The organism is Geobacillus sp. BK01, assembly GCF_052220245.1.
GTDB lineage: Bacteria > Bacillota > Bacilli > Bacillales > Anoxybacillaceae > Geobacillus.
In genome coordinates, this window is the sequence record NZ_JBQPTH010000018.1 from 1 (window position 1) to 21,520 (window position 21,520).

The 21,520-nt window shown below is 45.4% G+C and carries 20 protein-coding genes and 1 pseudogene; 17 read left to right on the forward strand and 4 right to left on the reverse strand.

The window, feature by feature from the left end; translation table 11 throughout:
- The first annotated feature begins 506 nt into the window (after positions 1-506).
- The 9 genes from ACTVDO_RS14085 to ACTVDO_RS14125 all read left to right on the forward strand — a co-directional run bounded on the left by ACTVDO_RS14085 (position 507) and on the right by ACTVDO_RS14125 (position 8,375).
- Entirely contained in the window at positions 507-1,223 is a 717-nt protein-coding gene (locus tag ACTVDO_RS14085; protein WP_442901728.1) for a GntR family transcriptional regulator, read from the forward strand.
- A gap of 390 nt (positions 1,224-1,613) precedes the next feature.
- Complete coding sequence (locus ACTVDO_RS14090) at positions 1,614-2,705, forward strand: ABC transporter substrate-binding protein (protein ID WP_442901729.1); 1,092 nt, start codon at positions 1,614-1,616, stop codon at positions 2,703-2,705.
- Positions 2,706-2,722: 17 nt separating this feature from the next.
- Complete coding sequence (locus tag ACTVDO_RS14095; RefSeq protein ID WP_015375982.1) at positions 2,723-3,796, forward strand: ABC transporter ATP-binding protein; 1,074 nt, start codon at positions 2,723-2,725, stop codon at positions 3,794-3,796.
- Positions 3,797-3,810: 14 nt separating this feature from the next.
- On the forward strand, positions 3,811-4,731 hold the full coding sequence (locus ACTVDO_RS14100) for an ABC transporter permease (protein ID WP_015375981.1): 921 nt from the start codon (positions 3,811-3,813) through the stop codon (positions 4,729-4,731).
- Positions 4,728-5,528, forward strand: a complete 801-nt coding sequence (locus ACTVDO_RS14105; protein ID WP_015375980.1) for an ABC transporter permease — start codon at positions 4,728-4,730, stop codon at positions 5,526-5,528. The genes ACTVDO_RS14100 and ACTVDO_RS14105 overlap by 4 nt, the downstream gene beginning before the upstream one ends.
- 15 nt (positions 5,529-5,543) lie before the next feature.
- Entirely contained in the window at positions 5,544-5,855 is a 312-nt protein-coding gene (locus tag ACTVDO_RS14110) for a (2Fe-2S)-binding protein (RefSeq protein WP_015375979.1), read from the forward strand.
- 1 nt (position 5,856) lies between these two features.
- Complete coding sequence (locus tag ACTVDO_RS14115) at positions 5,857-6,945, forward strand: NAD(P)/FAD-dependent oxidoreductase (protein ID WP_442901730.1); 1,089 nt, start codon at positions 5,857-5,859, stop codon at positions 6,943-6,945.
- Between the two features lie 18 nt (positions 6,946-6,963).
- Positions 6,964-7,296 (forward strand): (2Fe-2S)-binding protein, encoded by a 333-nt coding sequence (locus tag ACTVDO_RS14120; protein WP_223812943.1) that lies wholly within the window; start codon positions 6,964-6,966, stop codon positions 7,294-7,296.
- A gap of 5 nt (positions 7,297-7,301) precedes the next feature.
- Entirely contained in the window at positions 7,302-8,375 is a 1,074-nt protein-coding gene (locus ACTVDO_RS14125) for an NAD(P)/FAD-dependent oxidoreductase (protein WP_015375977.1), read from the forward strand.
- 136 nt (positions 8,376-8,511) lie between these two features.
- Here the strand turns inward: ACTVDO_RS14125 and ACTVDO_RS14130 are convergent.
- Positions 8,512-8,700, reverse strand: a pseudogene (locus ACTVDO_RS14130) (GntT/GntP/DsdX family permease); the annotation flags it as partial.
- Positions 8,701-8,867: 167 nt separating this feature from the next.
- Between ACTVDO_RS14130 and ACTVDO_RS14135 the strand changes: the two are divergent.
- On the forward strand, positions 8,868-10,205 hold the full coding sequence (locus tag ACTVDO_RS14135; protein ID WP_442901731.1) for a radical SAM protein: 1,338 nt from the start codon (positions 8,868-8,870) through the stop codon (positions 10,203-10,205).
- An 884-nt stretch (positions 10,206-11,089) separates the two neighbouring features.
- Here the strand turns inward: ACTVDO_RS14135 and ACTVDO_RS14140 are convergent.
- Positions 11,090-11,587 carry a L,D-transpeptidase family protein gene (locus tag ACTVDO_RS14140; protein WP_168367897.1) on the reverse strand — a complete coding sequence of 166 codons (498 nt, stop codon included), beginning with the start codon at positions 11,585-11,587 and terminating at the stop codon, positions 11,090-11,092.
- A gap of 352 nt (positions 11,588-11,939) precedes the next feature.
- A complete protein-coding gene (locus tag ACTVDO_RS14145) occupies positions 11,940-12,416 on the reverse strand; it encodes a hypothetical protein (RefSeq protein WP_168367896.1) in 477 nt (158 codons plus the stop codon).
- A 258-nt stretch (positions 12,417-12,674) separates the two neighbouring features.
- On the opposite strand from ACTVDO_RS14145, the gene ACTVDO_RS14150 reads away from it, so the two are divergent.
- Positions 12,675-13,610, forward strand: a complete 936-nt coding sequence (locus tag ACTVDO_RS14150) for a DMT family transporter (protein WP_168368987.1) — start codon at positions 12,675-12,677, stop codon at positions 13,608-13,610.
- Between the two features lie 185 nt (positions 13,611-13,795).
- Entirely contained in the window at positions 13,796-14,689 is an 894-nt protein-coding gene (locus ACTVDO_RS14155) for an Rpn family recombination-promoting nuclease/putative transposase (protein ID WP_442901732.1), read from the forward strand.
- A gap of 60 nt (positions 14,690-14,749) precedes the next feature.
- Here the strand turns inward: ACTVDO_RS14155 and ACTVDO_RS14160 are convergent, their stop codons facing one another.
- Entirely contained in the window at positions 14,750-15,763 is a 1,014-nt protein-coding gene (locus tag ACTVDO_RS14160; RefSeq protein WP_442901733.1) for a LacI family DNA-binding transcriptional regulator, read from the reverse strand.
- A gap of 461 nt (positions 15,764-16,224) precedes the next feature.
- Between ACTVDO_RS14160 and ACTVDO_RS14165 the strand changes: the two genes are divergently transcribed.
- From ACTVDO_RS14165 to ACTVDO_RS14185, 5 genes are read left to right on the forward strand one after another with little or no spacing between them, the layout of a single operon-like run.
- On the forward strand, positions 16,225-17,550 hold the full coding sequence (locus ACTVDO_RS14165) for an extracellular solute-binding protein (protein WP_442901734.1): 1,326 nt from the start codon (positions 16,225-16,227) through the stop codon (positions 17,548-17,550).
- Position 17,551: 1 nt separating this feature from the next.
- On the forward strand, positions 17,552-18,430 hold the full coding sequence (locus ACTVDO_RS14170) for a carbohydrate ABC transporter permease (protein WP_442901735.1): 879 nt from the start codon (positions 17,552-17,554) through the stop codon (positions 18,428-18,430).
- A complete protein-coding gene (locus tag ACTVDO_RS14175; RefSeq protein WP_442901736.1) occupies positions 18,417-19,247 on the forward strand; it encodes a carbohydrate ABC transporter permease in 831 nt (276 codons plus the stop codon). Before ACTVDO_RS14170 ends, ACTVDO_RS14175 begins: the two co-directional genes overlap by 14 nt.
- Before the next feature lie 39 nt (positions 19,248-19,286).
- Positions 19,287-20,234 carry an MTP-1 family protein gene (locus tag ACTVDO_RS14180; RefSeq protein WP_442901737.1) on the forward strand — a complete coding sequence of 316 codons (948 nt, stop codon included), beginning with the start codon at positions 19,287-19,289 and terminating at the stop codon, positions 20,232-20,234.
- Positions 20,235-20,236: 2 nt separating this feature from the next.
- The gene (locus tag ACTVDO_RS14185; protein ID WP_322310607.1) at positions 20,237-21,295 is read left to right on the forward strand and encodes a BtaManbiosPhlase; all 1,059 of its coding nucleotides are present in this window, start codon (positions 20,237-20,239) and stop codon (positions 21,293-21,295) included.
- Positions 21,296-21,520: the final 225 nt, after the last annotated feature.

Here is a 21,520-nt window from a genome sequence, read left to right on the forward strand (position 1 = left end):
GTCATATGGAACGACTAGCGATGGTAAAAAAAGGATTGCCATCGCTAGTCGTGTTGGTCGAAACGTTATTCTGAAAAACGAAATAAAAAATCCTTTCTTTCTACCCTGCTAGGGTGCGAAATGTGAGTTCAAAGGTCTTTGGTGTCAGTGGTTACGAAGACAAGGATGGTTCTTTCCCGCAGCTTTCGATTTTACACATGACAAAGAGCGATTCCCTCTATTTCATATAACTTTATATAAAATTCAAAATATTATTGACAAACAGCTATAGCTAGTATAATAATTAAATCAGATCGGTCTTTTTGATGATATTCAGTATAATTAATTCGAGGTATATAAGCTTTGGCTAAACTCTATGATTGACGAATTTTTTATTTTATCCCTTCACTGCGTATCCTCTTATTCATACACAATTGTTTATCTTTTGGAACACAAAAGATGGAGTGAGTCGAAAAATTATAATTTTATAAACTTATAATTTTGCATTGCAATCGAGGAGGATATCAATGTACATAGATAAGAAACTACATATTCCCCTTTATCGACAAGTAGAGCGAGTATTAGAAGAAAAAATAAAATCAGATGAATGGCCAATTGGACATCAATTGCCAACTGAGCAGGAGTTAGCCGATCTTTTTGATGTTAGTACGATTACAGTAAAAAGAGCTATTCTAGAACTTGTAAACAAGGGTTATTTATATAGGCAAAGGGGAAAAGGAACTTTTGTATCTAGGCCAATAAAAGAACAAAATTTAAATGTTTTCTTTTCTTTAACCACTGAAGATGAGAAACATCCGCATAGGTTGGTCAGTTTTTCTGTTGGCAGGGCTGACAGAGAGATTACCAATAAGTTGGGTATTGAGAATGATATGAAGGTGATCAAGATTAAACGTTTAAAAATCGAAGGCAATGAGCCAATGGCGCTGGAATATACCTATCTTCCTTATGACAAATGTTGCGGTCTTACACCAGATGATATAAATAACGAGCTTATTTACAATATCCTGAAGAAGAAGTTTCGTATCGCCTTAGGAAGAGCCAAACTATTTATAAAGCCTTACATTGCTACAGACGAAAAAGCAACATTACTACAAGTCGAACCTGGGAGTCCAGTTTTTGAATGGGAGAGGTTTACCTATACAAAACAAGAAGAGGTTATCGAGTATTCAAAGTTTTACGTACGCCAAGATAAAGAAGCATATTATACAGAGGTTTATTTTTAAATCTTTTACTATTCTATATATTGGAGTTTTTACCAATGAGTTATAGATGTATCCCCTAAAAGGTTAACCCCTGATCAAGGGGTATACATTTATTAAGGGAGTGAGGAATGCTGCAAAAGTTAGTCAGCATAATTGTTCGCTTATTCCTATAGTGATTATTACCTTTTCATACATTATAGTAGTATCTATTTCGAAACTAAAAGTTATAATATTATATTTTTTAGCAATTAAGGTCTGAAAATTATAAAATTTTAGTGTTTATTAAAAATATGAGAGGCTCTGATACATCAAGATTCCTATAGGGAGGTGATTAAAAAATCTTCCTAAAATTAGTGAATTAATCGGCGGTGTTAAGGCTATCTGAAAAAATGATATCGGGGTGGGGAGAAAATGATGTTGAAAAGTAAAACAGTTTTAACTGTGTTGATCTGTTTGCTATTTACTATGATCGTGGGATGTGGTAACCAAACTGCTAGCTCACCGAATCAAAGTTCGAAAAGTGGGGGAGAAAAGACGTTAGTTTTGGCTGCCTATGGTGGAAGTTATGAAAAAAAGATGAAGGAAACGATCATTCCTAAGTTTGAGAAAGAGTTTGGGGTTAAGGTCAAGTATATAACTGGGAGCTCCATCGACACATTATCAAAACTTCAGGCCCAAAAAGATAATCCTCAAATTGATGTAGCCTTTTTAGACGACGGACCTCAAGCACAGGCAAAAGCTTTTGGATTACTTGCCCCGTTAGATGAAAAAATAGTCACCAACCTAAATAATGTATACGACATTGCAAAAGATAAGGAGAATATTGGAGTTGGCTTTGGTATTGTTGTGACAGGATTAGCCTATAACAAAGATTATTTTGTGCAGAATGGTTGGAAACCGTTAACATCTTGGAATGATCTGGAGGATCCTAAGTTTAAAGGAAAACTCGTATTACCATCTATCTCAAACACTTATGGAGTTCATCTACTTCTAATGGCTGCTTTTGCGAATGGTGGGAACGAGAAAAATATTGAACCTGGATTTGAAAAGCTAAAGAAGATTGCTGAAAACGCTGTAACATTTGATAAAACTGCTGACGTGTCCAATTACTTTTTGCAAGGTCAAACAGTAGCCAGTGCATGGGGAAGCAGCAGAGTATATACACTGCAAGATTCAGGATTTCCAATTGAATTTGTCATTCCAAGAGAAGGTGCTCCTGCTTTAATGACAACAGCAAATGTGGTGAAAAATGCACCAAATGCGGAACTTGCACAGAAATTTGTCAATTTTATTTTGAGTGAGGAAGTACAAACGGAATTCGCCCATTCTTTGTTTGATGGTCCTGTTAATAAAAATGTAAAACTAGATGGAGATATTGCTAAAAAAGTTGTTTATGGGGAAGAGCAGGTTAAAAAGTTAATCAAAGTGGATTGGGAATACGTAAATCAAAAAAGAGCTGAATGGACGGAAAGAGCAAACAAGGAAATTGAAGTAACCCGCTAAAGAGGGAGGGAAGGTAAATGGGTTATTTGTGTCTCGAGAATGTTGCTAAGCGATTTGATAAAACAGAAGTGGTAAAAAATTTGAATCTAGAAATTCATCAAGGGGAGCTTATGTCCTTTCTTGGGCCATCCGGATGTGGGAAAACAACAACATTAAATATGATTGCTGGTTTTTTGAAGGTGGATAGTGGGGAAATCATTGTTGGTGGGAAGCCTATTCACCACCTCCCTCCCAATAAAAGAGATATGGGGATGGTGTTCCAAAACTATGCTTTGTTTCCCCACATGACTGTATTTGAAAATGTGGCGTATGGATTGAAGCTACGTAAGATTAGTAGGAATGAGATAAAAAAGCGAGTGTCAGAGGCATTGGAAATGGTAAAGTTATCAGGTTATGAAAACTACTATCCTCGGGAACTTTCCGGTGGTCAGCAGCAGCGCGTTTCGTTAGCGAGAGCCTTGGTTATTAAACCGAAAGTTCTTCTTCTTGATGAACCACTAAGTAACCTTGATGCCAAACTCCGTCAAGAAATGCGGGAGGAAATAGTAGGAATACAAAAAACGCTTGGAATTACAACTATATTTGTCACACATGATCAAGAGGAGGCACTTGCGATCTCCGACCGAATAGCAGTGATGAACGAGGGGCAAATTGAACAGGTAGATAGCCCGGTTATGATTTATAACCAACCGAAGACAGATTTTGTTTCTAAGTTTATCGGCGAAGTGAATCATATTCGCGGTAGAGTTGTTGAGGTGTATGGAAGTAAGAAATGTAAGTTATCTTTTTACGGGAATGAACAAATAGTTGAGATCCAATCAACTAAAGGTGCTGAAGTTGATTTTTACATTAGACCCGAAAAAGTACAGATCTCTTTAGATCGGTATACCCAAGCAAATGGCGATTGCCAAACAAAAGTTGAAAGGAAAATATTCCTTGGTGCTAAAACGAGATATATCTTAAAAATATCTAATAATAAACAGATCATAGCAGATGTCCCCAATACAGTTTTAAGCCCTGACCAAATTCAGGAAGGGGAAAAAGTATCGATTTTTTGGGATCCAAAAGATTTATTCCTCTCTAAAAAGTGAGGTGAGTTAACTAGATGCAGGCCGAAATAAAAACATACCAAAATCAGGAGATACAAAAACAAAAGAAAAGGAAATTAGATAAAAAGCAGTTGGAGTCTTGGCTACTATTGTTTCCTACTCTTATGATTTTTATCTTTTTCTTCTTATTTCCTTTACTTTCTTTATTTATCACGAGTTTTAAGACATTTGATCCAAACAGTGGAATTGGGGATAAATGGACATTGGAAAATTACGTGAAGTTTCTTTCAGACCCCTTTTACCTAGGAGTTATTTGGAGAACGATAAAGATTGGATTATTAACTACATTATTAACAGTTATCATTTCTTATCCAGTCGCTTTTCATATTTCTAGAGCCAGTGGGAAGGTTAAAAATTATTTAACATTGATAGTGTTATCACCATTATTGATAAGTATGGTCATCAGATGCTATGGATGGGTTATTTTGTTATCGAATAATGGTGTTGTTAATCGCACTTTGATCAATCTCGGATGGATTGATAAACCGCTTACATTATTGTATACAGAATTAAGCGTTGTGATTGGAATGGTGCATGTACTATTTCCGTATATGGTATTAAGCATCATGGGATCCTTAGAAAGGATCGATCCTTCTATTATCAGGGCTTCACAAAGTCTAGGAGCAGGTTTGATTAGAACCTTCTTTTCCATAATATTACCTCTGACATTACCTGGGGTATTTGCCGGTTCAGTTATGGTGTTTAGTTTAAGTGTAAGCTCATTTGTGACTCCTGCTATTCTCGGCGGTCCACAGGTAAAAGTTATGTCCTATCTAACTTACGAACAAGTTGCAGTGATATTAAATTGGCCTTATGGGTCTGCCATTGGGTTTGTATTAATTTTTATGGCAACTGTTACGATTATCGTATATAGCAGAATTCTTGCCCGTTCCGAAAAAGGAGTGGCGATTCAATGAAGAAAAGACTATATAATTTTATATTTCATTCGTTTTGCTTTGTCGTATATGTTTTTTTGTTAGCACCAATTATTGTTGTTTTACTATCTTCATTGACAACGACTGAATATATTGTTTTTCCGCCAAAGGGGATTACATTGAGATGGTATATTGAACTAGTCAACCACCCTGAGTTTACACAGTCTTTTGTGTTAAGTGTCATTGTCGCTCTAGGCACGTCACTTTTTTCTACCTTTATTGGAACACTTGCTTCTATTGCCATTGTTAGATATCAGTTTAAAGGAAAAGCAACTATTGTGCAGTTAGTTGGCTCCCCTCTTTTAATTCCGTCCGTCGTATTTGGCGTAGCGTTGCTACAGTTTTACTCTTGGATAGGTTTAGCTACAAGCCCTATGGCTTTAATTATTGGCCATATTATTTTGACGGTACCATTTGTTGTACGATTAGTCGTTGCTAGTTTAGTCGGTTTTGATCGATCTATAGAACAGGCCGCGAGGAGTTTAGGGGCAGGGGCTTTTAAAGTATTCTTCCAGATTACTCTTCCGATAATCAAATCCGGTGTGATTGCTGGAGCCATCTTTTCATTCATTACCTCATTTGATGATCTAACCGTAGCATTGTTTATTGTAAGCACCGATGTTGTCACTCTTCCAGTACGAATCTTTACCTATATGCAATACCAGTACGATCCAATTATTACATCAGTATCAAGCATCATAATTTTATTTACCGTTGTACTAATGGTGATCATCGAAAAGGTGTTAGGTGTTGGAAAAGTTTTTATGTCGAAAAATTAATAAGGAGTTGTTTTCATGCATATTAAAAATCATCCTATATTGGGCAGCTGTCTTCAGGAGCCTGTGACATTTTATTTTAATGATCAGCCTTATACGGCTTATAAACAACAAACCGTTGCAGCCGCTCTGATAGCAAACGGTATTAGAATGTTCGGGCTGAGTCGGAAATTAGTTCAGCCAAGGGGGATGTTTTGTGCGCGAGGGAGATGCTGCAGTTGCTATATGACTGTTAACGGGGAAGATCATGTGCGTACTTGCATGATAAAAGTTGAAGAGGGAATGAGGGTATATCCAAATCTAGAAGATCCGGAGATAAGGGGGGATTGAGTTGGAAACTGAAGTGCTTGTTATTGGAGCTGGACCAGCTGGGCTTGCAGCTGCATTTGAGACTGCCTCTAGGGGATTAGATGTGACTATTGTAGATGAATCGACTGTCAAAGGGGGGCAACTGTACCAACAAACTCAAATTATCAGAGCATTGCCCTCTATTTTCCAACCTATGCGTGGATTTGAGTTGGCAAAGCTGTTAACGAACCAATTGGAAGACTTCTCTGTTAGGTATTTGCTCAAACATCGGTTGATCGGTTTATACCGAGATGGAAGTGTTGGCATCACCAATGAAGTAGACGTTTTTCCTATCAAGTTTAAAAAACTAGTTATTGCCACGGGAGCGGCCGAAAATGCGATCCTTTTTCCAAAGTGGACGCTTCCTGGGATTATAACGATTGGCGCAGCCCAAACACTAATCAACCGAGATTTTGTAATTCCCGGCAAGAATAGTGTAATAGTTGGTTCTAGTGATTTTGCAATGGACGTTGCTTTGCAGCTTTTAGACGTCGGTGTTAATGTTAAGGCTATTATCGAGGCCCAATCGGATGTTTTAGCAAGGGACAAGGAAAAGGTAAAGCGAGTAAAGAAAAGCGGGATTTCTTTCTACTTAAACTCCTCTATAGTGGAAGCAAGAGGGAAAGATGAAGTTAGTGAGATCGACATTCAACTGCCGAATAAGAGGATTACAGAAAAGGTTGATTTAGTGTGTGTAGATGGGGGAAGAAGTCCTATCTTAGATGCCTTTTATCAGTTGGGGTGTTCTTTTGGGTATCAGGGTGAACTTGGGGGATGGATTCCACAATATAATGAGTTTTTCCAAACGGATCGTGAGGATGTTTTTTTAGCCGGAAACGCGGCGGGGGTTAGTTCTCAAGGAGCGGTGATTGTAACAGGGATGATAGCAGGTGTTAGTGTTTGCGAGTCATTGAGGATTATAGACAATAGGGAAGCTGAAAAAATAAGAATTTCTCTGTGGAGAGAGTTGGAAAATATAGAGTCGTCTCTCTATCCTGATGTATGGCAGGCTAGAATCAATCATATTAAAAGTTTTAAGTATCCTCTGCTAAAAAATCAGTTTATTCTGTGATTTTTTTGGAAAAGGTTGGTGGTTCATTTGGAAAAGTCAACAATTATTTGTCGATGTGAAGAAATCACGTACGAGGAAATTGAAGAGGTAATTTCTCATGGTGCAAGGACATTTGACGATATTAAAAGGTTGACGCGTTGCGGAATGGGTCCTTGTCAAACAAAGATTTGCATGCATTTAGTTAACAAAGTTATTCATGAGTTAACAGGTCTCCCATTTCAAGATATTCCTTTACCCCGATTGAGAATGCCGTTGTCTCCTATAAAGCTTGAAACGTTAGCCACTAATAGCACTTCGTTTTATGCAGTAAAATCCGTTTTGGATGAGTTGGAGTTAGAGGAGAGGAGATAGAATAAATGGAAACGAACTACGAAACGATAATTATTGGTGGCGGGGTTATTGGTAATAGTATTGCTTATCATCTCTCGGAGCGGTATAAAGGGGGAATATTAGTAATTGATAAGAAGTTCCCAATGTCAGGGACTTCAGGAGCTACACAAGCCTGGGTATGGGTGCATAATAAAACTCCTGCTTGGTATGCAGAATTTAGTATGTATAGTGCAGAGCTTTATTCATATCTATCAAAAAAAATTGGGGATGTTGAGTATAGACGAACAGGAGGATTATCTCCTTTTTTCACTGTGAGAGATTTGGAAAAGGCTAAGCGGCTTGCTGATTCTTATGAAAAAATTGGAATAAAAATTAAAGTTTTATCACGGGAAGAGGTATTAGAAAAGGAACCTTTTATTAATCCTAAAGTTGTGGGGGCAACCTTTAGTCGAATTGACGGGAACGTTAATCCATTCCGGTTAATTGACATGTATATGAGGGCGGCTAAAAAAAATGGTGTTCACTATTCCACTTATAATCGAGTAATAGACATTCAAAAACAGAACGGTCAGTTCGTTGTTATTTCTGAAAAAACAACGTATGCTACAAAAAACCTTATTCTCGCAGGTGGCCCTTGGTCACGGGAACTGGGGAGAATGGTAGGTGTCGATATACCTGTTAATCAAGTGAGAGGACAAATTCTTGTTTCAGAACCATTAAAGCCTTTTTTAAACTATACGATAAGTGGATTAAGGCAAACCAATAATGGTGAAGTATTGATAGGTTATTCTATGGAGCAGGCGGGTTTTGACCGATCCACTACACTTGACGTTATTCAAGAAACTGCCAATATGGCTGTCCATTACGTTCCTTCGTTGAGAAAAGCGAAAATTGTGCGTACTTTTTCAGGAATTCGCGCTATGCCGAAGGATGGTTTACCAATTATTGGAAGAGTTCCGGATGTTGAGAATCTTTACGTAGCGGCTACACATAGTGGTATAACACTTTCCCCTTTAATAGGGACGATCATGACCGAGTTAATTGTAGACGGAGAAACATCTATTCCGATTGACCGATATTCAATTACAAGATTTTCTTGAAAAGGGGAGTTCATTATCTGTTCCTAAATGCAAACCAATCGGCCTTTTCCCTAATAAGTAATGGGAAAAGGCCATGATTTTGCAGGTGATTTTAGGATGAATTTTTAGAGAAACAAAGCAAGAGACTATTTATATATTATCCAAAAAATGCATTAACGATTAGTAGCGTGATTAAGGATGCAGCCCATGCAAGAGTTGTTGGAATTGACCATGTTAAAATTTGTTCTTTCACTTCTTTTATTCCAAGCATACGGTTAATGACCCAGAATAGGCTATCGTTAAAATACGAGAAGATCATAGCTCCTAGGGCGGCTGACTGTGCGGCTCTTTAGTGTTGCCTATTTGTCCATTGCCTTTGCCGCTTTGGCGATGGCCGGTCTAGCCTGTGCCGCAGCTTGATGAATGAGGTTGTCTAGGAGCGCCAATGTGACCGATTTAACAGCGGAAAATGGCAGGGATTGATAGGATGGTAAACAAAAAGGTGTTGGAGACATGAAGTGGATTCCGTCCCGATTTAACGCGATGGCGCAAACGAAGCAAGGTGAACTGATTCTCTACAATAGCTATACAGGGGCGATTGGCGCGGTGGCGGAAGATGAAAAGGCCGCCGTGCTTAAGGCGCTCAAGAGAACCGGGATTGACCGCGAACTGTCACCGGTGGAACAAACGCTCGTGGAGTGCGGGTTTCTTGTCGCTGAGAACGTCGATGAGAAGCGACGGGCGCAGTTTTTGCATCAATCGCTGCACCGGACGGATGTGATGCATCTCGTGATCTTGCCGACGGAGGCGTGCAATTTCAGGTGTGTGTATTGTTATCAAGACTTTTCGCGCGGGCAGATGAAACGTGAGGTCATTGACGGGTTGAAACGTTTTTTGACGGAGACGATTCCGCGGCTGACTCATTTGACGGTCAGCTGGTTTGGCGGGGAACCGCTGTTGGCGATCGATGTGATTGAAGAGATTAGCACGGTGATCATCGAACAAACGAAACGATATGGCGTGACGTATCAAGCGGACATGTCAACGAACGGCTACGGTTTGTCGAAAGAGACGATGCGGCGGTTGTTGCGGTGTGAAGTGACCCGCTTGATGGTGACGCTTGATGGAAGCAAAGACGTGCATGATGCGCGGCGGGTGCTGGCGAATCAGGGGCCGACGTACGAGACGATTCTTGGCCATTTGCGTGATATTCAGACGCTCGACGATTCATTTGAAGTGGATATTCGGGTCAATTTTGATGAAGATAACCTTGAGCGGATTCCGTCGTTTTTAGACGAGTTGGCTTGTTACTTTGCCGGAGACCGGCGTTTTCAGCTGTTTTGCCGTCCGGTCGGGAGATGGGGCGGGGCGAATGATGAGCGGTTGCCGGTTTGTGACCATCGGACGGCAGAGGTGAAAATATGGGAGTTGACGGAATACGGAATCAAGAAAGGACTTTCGATGAGCTCGATGGTGGAGTCGATGTTGATGCCTTCTGGGGCGGTTTGTTATGCGGCGAAGCCACATTCCTTCGTCATTGGGGCCGACGGCCAAGTGTACAAATGCACATGCGCCTTTGACGAGGAATATAACCGTATCGGCCGTCTGCATGCCGATGGGACGATGGATGTTGATATGGATAAGCTCGCCCTGTGGGTGACGTCGGGAGAGGAAACGGATGAACAATGCCAGGCCTGCTTTTTCCGGCCGGCGTGCCAAGGGAATCATTGCCCGCTGTACCGCCTGCGAACCGGAAAGCGACCGTGCCCTCATGAAAAGCGAAAAATCAAAGAAGTGCTCCGGCTGATTGATGCGCAGTCATCAGTGCGAGATGAAGGGAAAGGGAGGTGAGAGCATGCGTATTTTGCGTCCCGCCGCATCGCCTGTTGCGTCGTCCCATTCCGGGCGGCTGACGAAATCAGTGCCTGGTCATTTGAAATGATGAATGGGAGAGAACCACAGTTTGGTAGGCGATCCGAGAAAAAGCTGTGAAATGGTTTAAGATTCTTTCCCGGCTGACGTCACTATGTATCAAGCATTCCTTTTCTCGCGGTGCGAAAAGATTTCGTTTTTTCAAGGAGATACACGATCAACCATGCGCCTAATGAAGTGAACGAAAAAGTATTTGATTATGACAATGGCCCTTGTCGAGTAGACAAGGGCCAATTTATGTGCTTCATGGCATGAAAAGGATGGTGATGTAGTTGGAAAAACGATTTGATGTTCCTCTCGCTGGCTCTTGAGAACATTGTGTGACAAGAAACAGTTGTTTCCCTTCCTTTACGAGTCTCCATTCATGATGGAAAGGCGGTTAATCAATTGTTGCAGCGAATGAAGTGAACGAGGCTTAAAGGCAGTTTCGATGCCGTTGGTTATGCTTTATGGTTTTTCATGAAAAATTCAACTAAAATGTCAATGAGAACAACGAGGGTCGAACGGGCAGATAGGTCATAACCCGCAAACTGGACGCGTTGCACGTAGGCGCTGATATGTTTTCGCACAAGCTTGGCCAGTGTGCTGTCGGCGTTGTTCGTGATCGCTACTGTTTCGATGTTTCTAATAGAGCCTCGAGAATCTCTTCCAAATGAGGGAAATGATCATCCCGTCCGATTAACATAGTATTTTCATCGTCAACAGGTTCATAACCTATGATGACTTTAGCAATATCGTATGTCATCTGCCCGTTCATTCAAAGGGGACTTCCCGTGTAGGCGATCAGGTGCTTTCGGTTGTCCTCACGGCCGGATGAACACTTCTGTTCCGTTCGGGACGATGGAGGCGAGTTCGAGCACGTCTTTGTTGTGCATGCGGATGCATCCTCTGGATACGTATTTGCCGATCGAGGACGGGTCGTTCGTGCCGTGAATGCCATAATGGATTTTGGATAAGCTGAGCCACATGGCGCCGAACGGACCGCCCGGGTTGGGCTGGCGGTTGACGATGACAAAATCGCCGACAGGCGTGGCGGTGACCATTTTGCCGACGCCGACGGGGTAGGTGCGGATCGTTCTTCCCCGATATTTTAAGGTGAGCTGCCGGCGGCTGATCGATACATGGATCGTATACGGAATCGAGCCTTTGGCCGGGAGGTGGGGGATGATGATCGCTTGGCCGGGAAAGATGACGGACGAGGCGGTGAGGCCGTTGGCGCGAAGCAGTGCCTCGACAGACGTGCGGTAGTCTCTGGCGATGGATGCGATCGTTTCCCCGCGTTTGACGATATGTTTATACATCCGATTTCACTCCTTTTTCGCTCGACGGAGAAACCCGTTCGGGTGGATGATACATTACTGTATGAGAAAATCCCAGAAAGGTTGCCAAACGAGTGAGCGAACCGTTCCCTTCGCTAGAATGCTGGCGAAAACGAGCTTTTTCCTTTTGAGATCCGATAGCGATCTTTTTTTCGCAAGAAGAGCGGGAAAACCGGTGTGAGTGATGGATTTTCCACATCGGGGTCGGACGATGGGGATCATGGAAGAACGGAGAGAGCGATAACGATCGCCAGTCGGCGATGCGTTTCGCTCGTATTGAAGGTTTGGGTCATAACGAAGGGGCTTCCCTTCATGACCGTATGGATTGAATCGTTCATGGTGAGTCGTAAGGGAATAAAACGCTCCATTTCCCGTTCTTCTTCGCGACAAATACGTCTTGGTGAATTTCAAACACGCCAAAGGCGCTATGAAACGTCTGGATGACGCGGACGCGGTAGACGTCTCGGAACGGTTTTTGTTTGTCTGACATCGACCAAGAAGACAAGTGTTTCACCTCGCCAAGGCGGTATTCGAACGTCTCGACGCCGAAGTCTTGCATAAAGACATGGGCGCGGCGTTGGATGTAGACGTCTTTCGGAAATTTCTCTTTCATTTGTGGGTGAAACAATTCCCAGGAGCTGCCGAAGTCTCCCGCCTGTTCGTGGCGGTAAAAGGCATCAACGGCTTGCTTAGCTTCTTGGCGTTCATCGGACAGAAACAGCGACAGCACCACAGCCAGCAAGGTAACGGCGGTGAGGATGGCCACCCCCGTCCGCGGGGAGATCGTTTTTTGGCGGTAGCGTGGGATCATCGGGCATCTCTCCTCTCTGTATTACCATATGCGAAGTCAGCGGCAGATATGGGTTTTTCAAGCGGGGGGATGTTTTTCGTCAAAAAATGAACATAGATGTAGTAAAATAAAAAAGGAATGGTGAAACAAAAAGCGTCCGCGCTCCCTTATAGAAGGGGGCGTTCGCAAGCATGAGGGTGGAACGGCGGAGCGTGAATCGGCTCCGTTTTTCCTTTGGCATTCCGTTGAGAATAGAGTAGGCAGGAGAGGTAGAGAGTGATGCGGAAATCATTCGTTTATGCGCTGCTGGTTGGGATCATGGTCACTTGGGGATTGAACGTGACGGCGCTGAAGATTCTCGTCGAGCACTTTTCGCCGGTGACCTTGACGGCGCTTAGGATTTTCACGGCTGGTGCTGTCGTGCTTTTGTTTTTATGGGGGATCGGGCGGCTCGGCAAAGTCGGCTGGAAAGAGGCAAAACAGATCGGTTTGGCCGCCATGTTTAGTGTTGTTGCTCATCACTTTTTCCTCGCGGTGGGGCTGACGAACACAACGGCGGTAAATGCGGGTCTTGTGTTAGGAATGGTGCCGCTTGTCACGGCGCTGCTGGCGATCGTGTGTTTAGGCCAGCGGCCGACATGGTTTCGGCTCCTTGGCATCGTGTTCGGGTTTTTTGGTGTCGTGTTTGTCGTTGCGAGCGGCAACGGCGGCCTCGGCCATTTGTCGATCGGTGATGTATACGTGTTTTTGGCCGTCTTGGCGCAAGGGATTAGCTTTATTCTGATCAAAAAGGCGACGGTCGACGCGCGCGTCATGACAGGGTGGATGCTTGTCTTTGGGTCGCTTTGGCTGTTTGTCTTAAGTTTCGCGCTTGAACCGCATGGCTTGTCGAGCCTGAAAACAGGCACACCGTCGCTTTGGACGATTTTCCTCGCTTCGGCGGTCGTGGCGACGGCGCTGGGGCATATGTTTTATAACCAGGCTGTGCAACACCTTGGCCCCGCTGAGTCGGCGGTGTTCATCAACCTCAATCCGCTCTTTTCGCTGCTGGGGGCGCATTGGCTGCTTGGCGAGCCCGTTTCGTGGGCGCAATGGCTTGGATTTTTGTTCATTGTGGCGGGTGTCGTTCTCGGCAGCGGGGGGATGGATGACGTCATCGCCCGCTTCCGCCGGGCGAAAGTTGCGGCTGGGGGAAGGAAGGTGGGGATGTGGTAGCACGTTCCCTGCTTTGACGCCATGCGTGCAAGGAGGAAACGTTCGTGTTGCCAAGAGCAGATAGGGGCTCGGTGTTTTGGCTGTCTCTTCTCGAAAAGGGACGGCCATTTTTTTTACCTTGGGCAGGATGTTACCTAATGTTGTCGAAAAAGAGAATACGAAACGTATTCTTGTGAGGTGAATGTATGGCGATCGATCACGACCGGTTGTTCAAAGAGCTGTTGCAGACGTTTTTTGAGGAATTTGTGCTTCTCTTCTTCCCGGATATGCACGAACATATCGATTTCAACCATTTGTCGTTTTTGTCCGAAGAGCTGTTTACGGACGTAACGGCCGGGGAGAAGTATCGGGTAGACTTGCTGGTGGAAACGAAGTTCAAAGGGGAAGACGGATGGATCATTGTTCATGTGGAAACCCAGGCGTACATCCAATCGTCGTTTCCCGAGCGAATGTTTCTTTATTTCAGCCGCTTGTTTGAAAAATACCGCGCTCCGATCATTCCGATTGCCGTCTTCAGCTATGATGCCATCCGAGACGAACCCTCTTCGTTCACGCTCTCCTTTCCGTTTGGTGATGTGCTTGACTTTCGCTTTTTCCATGTGGAGTTGCGCAAGCAAAACTGGCGCCAATTCATCCGCACCGACAACCCGGTGGCGGCTGCGCTGCTTAGTAAAATGGGTTATACTGAAAGTGAACGAGTGGAACTGAAAAAGCAATTTTTGCGCATGCTGGTGCGTCTCGAGCTAGACGAGGCCAAACAGCGTCTGTTGATGGGCTTTTTTGAAACGTATGTGAAGCTGTCTGATGAAGAAGAACAACGGCTCCGAAGCGAGGTGGAACAAATGGAGACGAAAGAAAAAGAACGCGTGCTGGAATTGATCATCTCATATGAGCAAAAGGGAAAAATTCAAGGTCGAGAGGAAGGACGGGAGGAAGGACGCAAAGAGGGAGCAGAACAAGAAAAACGGCACATCGCGCGACGAATGTTGCGGAAAGGGTTTGATGCGCAAACGATTCACGAACTGACCGGATTGTCTGTGGCGGAGATTGAGGAAATGAAACAAGGCGGCTCCAAGTAAATGGAAAGGAATCGCCGCACGCTGCTTGACAAACAGGCGGGGTAAAAGGCCGGCCCCGCCCTAGCGCGTTGGTTTCGCTGCTGTGGATTCCCGTTTGATCAGTTTCGTCGCTAATAACACTTCCTGAAACGGTTCGTTCGGATTGTCCCAGCGCCACCGCAACAATTCCACCGCTCGTTTTCCGTAGCGTTTCAGATCGATGTCGACGGTCGTGATTTTCGGCGTGGCGATTTGCGACAATTGTCCGTTGTCAAAGCTGCAGACGGAGACGTCATCAGGCACGTTCAGCCCTTGGTGCTGGAGGCTGGTGCTGACGAAAAAGCCCAGTCCGTCATTGACGCAAAACCAGGCGGTTGGCTGGTGCTTCAGCGCTCGTATGTAGTTGGCAATAACGGTTTCGTCCTCTTGGGCATGGCAAAAGATCCATTCCTCGTTTGGTTTCACCCCGTAATCTTTCAGCGCCAATAAATACCCTTCATACCGCTCTTGATAACTTGGCGAATAGTCAATGTCACCGACAAATGCAATATCGGTATGATTCAGTTCCAACAAATGCTGGACGGCTACATACGCCCCGAACCGATTGTTGGTCAGCACCGCGTCGGCAGAAATGTTCGGATGATGGTGGTCGACAAGGACGGTCGGGATGCCGGTTGAGACCACTTTTTGGATGTATTCGGTACTGATGTGAGAAAGAATGACGACGCCGTCGACGACCTTTTCCTCGATGAACGAAGGCAGCAACAGCTGCTGTTTTTGCTGCTCGTTGATGGACTGAATATGCAGCTTCATGCCGCATGATAGCGCTTCCTGTTCGATGCTCAAGTAAATGTCGCCGAAAAACTTCAGCGAAAACGTGCGGTCCGAGGCGATGAGGGCGATTTGCTTTGGCGGCTCCTCGCGATGTTTCGAGCGAGAAGAAGGATACTCATACCCCATTTCTTTCGCAACGCGCTTCACAAGCTGCCTTGTTTCCTCGCTCACCCCCTCTTTGCCTCGCAACGCTTGAGAGACGGAGTTTTTGGAAATGTTGAGCCGATCAGCGATGTCTTGCATGGTGACACGTTTTTTCATTCACGATCTCCACCTGTTCGTTCTTTTTGCCTTTTCGGCTATGTGAAGCGCCGATTAGGATGATGATTGTCTCCTTGAGTATAGGTTGACATGTTCAAAGCGATTTCTGTTTTTGTGTTTTCTCCATGCTTAGTTTAAGTATATCCTCTTGTGAAACCAAACGGTATGCAAAATATCGGGGAAAGATATACGGAATGTTATTGTAACGTTACATTTATCTGTTGTCAAGTTGATCGACATTGAAAAAAGCTTTTTTGTTCACCGTTTTTTCTGAAAAATTAAGTTGACTATTCGCTTTTTCCGTGAAATAATGTGATTGTAATGGTTTTAATCATCATTACAATGCTTGATTTTAAAGTGACAATGTTGTCCAATCTAATGTCCTGTCATGGTAAGGAGAGGCGTTGTCTGAATCGGTTGTTTGTGTAAGCGTTTTAATCATCATAAGGGGGGAATCAACGATGAAAAAGCGCAAATGGTTTAAGCTCGTTTCGGTGTTGCTCGCCGCCGCGGTGATCGGAACGGGCTGCCAAGGGCAAACGGGAAATGAGCAAGGAGAGGGGAAACAAAGTTCAACCGTGCAGATTGATTTTTGGGCGGCACCGAACCCGACGCAGCAGGCGTTCTGGAAGAAGATGGCCGATCGCTACATGGAAGAGCATAAACATGTGAAAATCAAAGTATCGCCGATGCCGGAAAGCCCTTCTTCAGAGGCAGGCATTCAGTCGGCCATTGCGGCGGGAAACGCCCCGGTCATTTCGGAAAACATCTCGCGTGGTTTTGCTGCGCAGTTGGCGGACAGCAAGGCGATTGTACCGCTCGATCAATTTGACGGGTTTAACGATTTACTTAGCAAGCGGAAAATGGAAACGACGATTTCTACTTGGAAATTCGCTGATGGACATCAGTATGTGCTGCCTATTTACTCGAACGCCATGCTGTTTGGCTGGCGGATGGATATTTTGAAAGAGTTAGGATATAACGAGCCGCCGAAAACATATAGCGAAGTTCTTGAGGTCGGCAAAAAGCTGAAAGAAAAATATCCAGACAAGTTTTTGTGGGCGAGAGCTGATTTGGCCAAACCGACATGGTGGGCAAGATGGTTTGACTTCTTTATGCTATATAACGCCGCGTCGAATGGCACTCATTTTATTGATGGGAATAAACTGAGCGCAGATCGTGATGCGGGCGTAAAAACGCTCCAATTCTTTGCGGATTTAAGTAAACATCAACTAGTACTAACGAGGGAGACGAAAGATCCGTTTGAAAGCGGCACGTCGGTGATGGTCGATTTAGGGCCGTGGACGTTCCCATATTGGGCTGAGAAGTTTCCGGAAATGAAATTTAACGAAACATACGCGTTGTCTATGCCGCCTGTGCCGGATGGAATGGATCCGAAGCAAGCAAAAACGTTTGCCGATACAAAAGGGTTAGTCATTTACGCTTCAGCGACGAAAGAGCAGCAACAAGCAGCGTTCGATTTTGTCAAATGGGTGTACTCTGATCCGCAAAACGATTTGGAATGGCTGAAAGAAACAAATTTGCCGCCAGCGCGGGATGACTTGTCAACGAACGAGGCGTTTGTCTCCTATTTGGAGCAAAATCCGCAGTTGAAACTGTATGCGGAAAATATCCCGAACGCGTTGCCGCCGATGGATAATGCCGAAATGGTTGAAATTCAAGAATTGATCGGCAAAGAAGCGTTGAACCCGGTCATCAAAGGCGAGAAAGCCCCTGAAGAAGCCTGGAAGGATATGGAGAAGGCGATCGATGGGGTGTTAAAATAACATGAATAAACACACGGCAAAAGTGGGTTGGCTGCTCGCCAGCCCATACCTTATCTATTCCGCTGTTTTCTTTTTAATCCCTTTATTTTGGGCGCTATATCTCGCTTTTACGAACTGGAACTTGATTTCTCCAGAATATGAGGCAGTAGGGGTTCAAAATTTTATTGATGCGCTATTTAGTCCGAGTGTGCGGGCCGCGTTTTGGGTGACGTACAAATTTATGCTGATGTTTGTGCCGATCGTTATCATAGGTTCCCTTTGTTTGGCGCTGATCATTCATCATCTGCCGCGGTGGAAAGGGCTGTTTGCCGTTGGGTACTTTTTGCCGTACTTAGCGTCAGGAGTGGCGTCGGCGATTGTCGTCAAAGGGGTTATTTCTTACAACAGCCCGTTCAATCAATTTTTGCGGGATGTGTTTGGTCTCGATATTGACTGGCTCGGGTCGCCAACATTGGCGGCGCTGGTGATTGTGCTGATGATGGCGTGGAAGTTTGTCGGTTACTATGCGTTATTGTTTTTGTCTGGCTTAGAAAGCATTCCGAAAGAAGTGTATGAGGCGGCTGAAATCGACGGCGCGGTCGGCTGGAAGCGGGTTTGGCACGTAACCATTCCGATGCTGTACCCTTCGTTTTATACAGTGACGATTTTAGCAGTCGGCCTGATGTTTGGCATTTTCACCGAGCCGTATGTGTTGACGGGCGGCGGGCCGGAGTATGCGACCCATACGTGGCAGCTGGAGATTTACAACCAGGCCTTTGAAAAATTAAACGCAGGTTATGGTACGGCGGTCGCGATCATCAATTCCATCGTCACCTTTGCGTCGATTTTTGTCTTTCGCAAGCTGTTGGAAAAATGGGGGGGCAAACATGGTTGGGAGTAAACGATGGAAGGTTGGCTTGCTTTATGTGTTGGCGTTTGTCGTTTTATTCGTCATGGTTTTTCCGTATTTGTATATGGTGTTAGGTTCGCTTGCACCATGGGATGAAGTCGACCGAAAATGGATTCCATCGTCATTGACGCTCCGCTCGTATGAATGGCTGTTTCAAGGCGGTGAAGATGTCGTACCGCGACCGTGGCTTCGCGCGTTTTTCAACAGTGTGCTCGTCACATCGGCATCAACGCTGCTTATGCTGGTGACAGCGGTGATGGTCGGATATGCGCTATCGAAAGTAACCTTTAAGGGGAGACGATGGGTCAATAACGCGATTTTGTTTCAAATGTTTTATCCGTCGATCATTTTATTGATTCCGCTGTTTTTGATTATCCGGTATTTCGGTTGGTACAACACGTATTGGGCGATGATCTTGCCGAAGGCCGTCAACTTGTGGGCGATCTTTATGTATACGAACTTTTTCCGCAGCATCCCCGATGAATTGATCGAAGCGGCCAAAATGGATGGAGCGGGTCATTTCACCATCATTCGCCGCATTGTCTGGCCGATGTCACGCTCGATCACAACGATTATTTTCTTGTTCCTTTTCATGGAACGGTGGGTGGAACTGCTTTGGGATATGCTGGTCGTGAATAACGAAAAGATGTTGACATTAAATGTATTGTTGGCGCAAATGTTTGGACCGTATGGGGGGTACCCGGGGCCGATGTATGCCGCCTCGGTGTTGCTCACGCTGCCGATTTTGATTTTGTTCATTTTGTTTAGCAAGAATTTTAAGGAAGGCATGCAGTTCATATTAAAATAATAGAACATGATGATGGAAAAGGGAGCAGGGAGAGACGTTATGCGGACAGGGATGCCGACCATGAAAACATGTCAAATGTTGCTTGAGGAGCTTGGGCGCGCTCCACGACCGTTTCGAGCGGAGAAGCTGGCATTTGCCGGTGTTGGAGGGCGCGATGTATACAACATTTCCGCGCCGTTTGAAGATCAGGGCGAGTGGGTGATCGCCGGACGGGTGGAAGAGAGGGACAGCGAGCAATCGGAAGTCTACTTTTTTGTCGAACGAGAGGGAACATGGGTGCCGCGGGAAGGAGCGCCGGTGTTTGCGCTGCAAGATCCGTTTATTTCGCGTGTGCACGGGCATCTCGTGTTTGGCGGCGTGGAGACGTTTCCTCATCCTGTGCTTCACGGGAAGTTATATTGGCGGACCGTGTTTTACCGCGGGGAAACGATTAATCAATTGATGCATTTTCTTACTGGGCCTGATGGAATGAAGGATATTCGGCTTGTTGAATTGCGGGATGGATCGGTCGGGGTTTTCACCCGTCCGCAAGGGAAAAAAGGCGGTCGCGGAAAAATTGGGTTCACCCGCGTCGGCTCGCTCGATGAACTGACGGTCGAAGCGATTCAAGACGCTCCTTTGATTCACGGTCAGTTTACCGATGAAGAATGGGGAGGCGTGAATGAAGCACATTTGCTTGCCAATGGACTTGTCGGTGTCCTTGGTCATATTGCTTGTTTCGATCAGGAACGGAACCGCCATTATTACCCGATGGTGTTTTCGTTCAATCCAGATACTGGGGAAGCGTCGGAAATGGAGTTGATCGCCGCAAGGTCGCATTTCCTTGATGGGCCGGCGAAACGCCCTGATTTGGCGGATGTGGTGTTTAGCGGTGGACTGATTCGCAAAGAGGATGGCACGGCCGATTTTTATGCTGGAACCAGTGATGCGGAAGCGCAAAAACTAACGATTGTTGATCCATTTTCGAAATACGAAAGGCAGGGATGATCATGCATCTTTACCGTTATGAAGAAAACCCGCTGATTACACCGAACGATGTGCCGCCGTATCATGACGGATTTGAAGTGATCGGGGCGTTTAACGCCGGGGTGGCGAAATTTCAAGGGGAGGTGTTGCTGCTGCTGCGGGTGGCGGAGCGGCCCGTGTCAAATGACCCGAACGTCGTGAAGGCGCCGGTGTGGAATCCGCGGACGGGGAAGGTCGATGTGTACGCGTTTCGCAAAGACGACCCGCGCTATGACTTTTCCGACCCGAGAGTCATTAAAGAGGCAGGGACGGAGCGGTTTTTGTATTTGACATCGCTCTCCTATTTGCGCCTCGCCCGCAGTCAGGATGGGCGGCGGTTTACGATTGACGAGCGGCCGTTTATTTATCCTTCGAATGAATTAGAGACATTCGGGGTGGAAGACCCGCGCATTACGTGCATTGACGGGACGTATTACATTTATTTTAGCGCCGTGTCGCCCAAAGGGGTCGGCGAGGCGATGGTGTCGACGACTGATTTTCGGACGGTTGTACATCACGGGATGATTTTTGCGCCGGAAAACAAAGATGTGCTCATTTTTCCGGAGAAGATCAACGGCAAATATTACGCCCTTCACCGCCCGGTGCCAAGAAGCAACGGGCGGCCTGAGGTGTGGATCGCGGAGTCGGACAATTTGCGCTACTGGGGGAACCACCGTTTTTTGTTCGGCTTGCGGGAAGGGAAATGGGACAGCGCCCGCATCGGCGGCGGAGCGGTGCCAATCAAAACGGAGCACGGCTGGCTTGAGCTGTACCACGGGGCGTCGGAAGACCACCGCTACTGCATGGGGGCGGTGCTCCTCGATCTGAATGATCCGTCGAACGTTCTCGCCCGCTCGGAGCGGCCGCTCGTCGAGCCGGAGGCGGATTACGAAGTGAACGGCTTTTTCGGGCGCGTTGTTTTTTCATGTGGCGCGCTCGTTGAGGGTGATATCGTGAAAATGTATTACGGTGCCGCCGATACGTCGATGGCGTGTGTGGAACTGCGGCTTAGCGATATTTTCGCTTCGCTCGGCAAGGGATGAAAAAGAGCGCCTGCGCATTAGGGCATGGACGGAAACGCCTAAACAGATCAGGCGTTTCTTTTTTTTGTCGTTATCATATAGCGGGTTGAACGTTTTTTTCGCCGACAAGGATCGGGATACATTTCTTCTTGGCTAGGAAGATTTGATATAATGGAAAACAACGTCGATGTATCGTACGTATCCATACTGATGCAGGCTTGGCGTGCGGAAGCCGCGCGCGCTGGT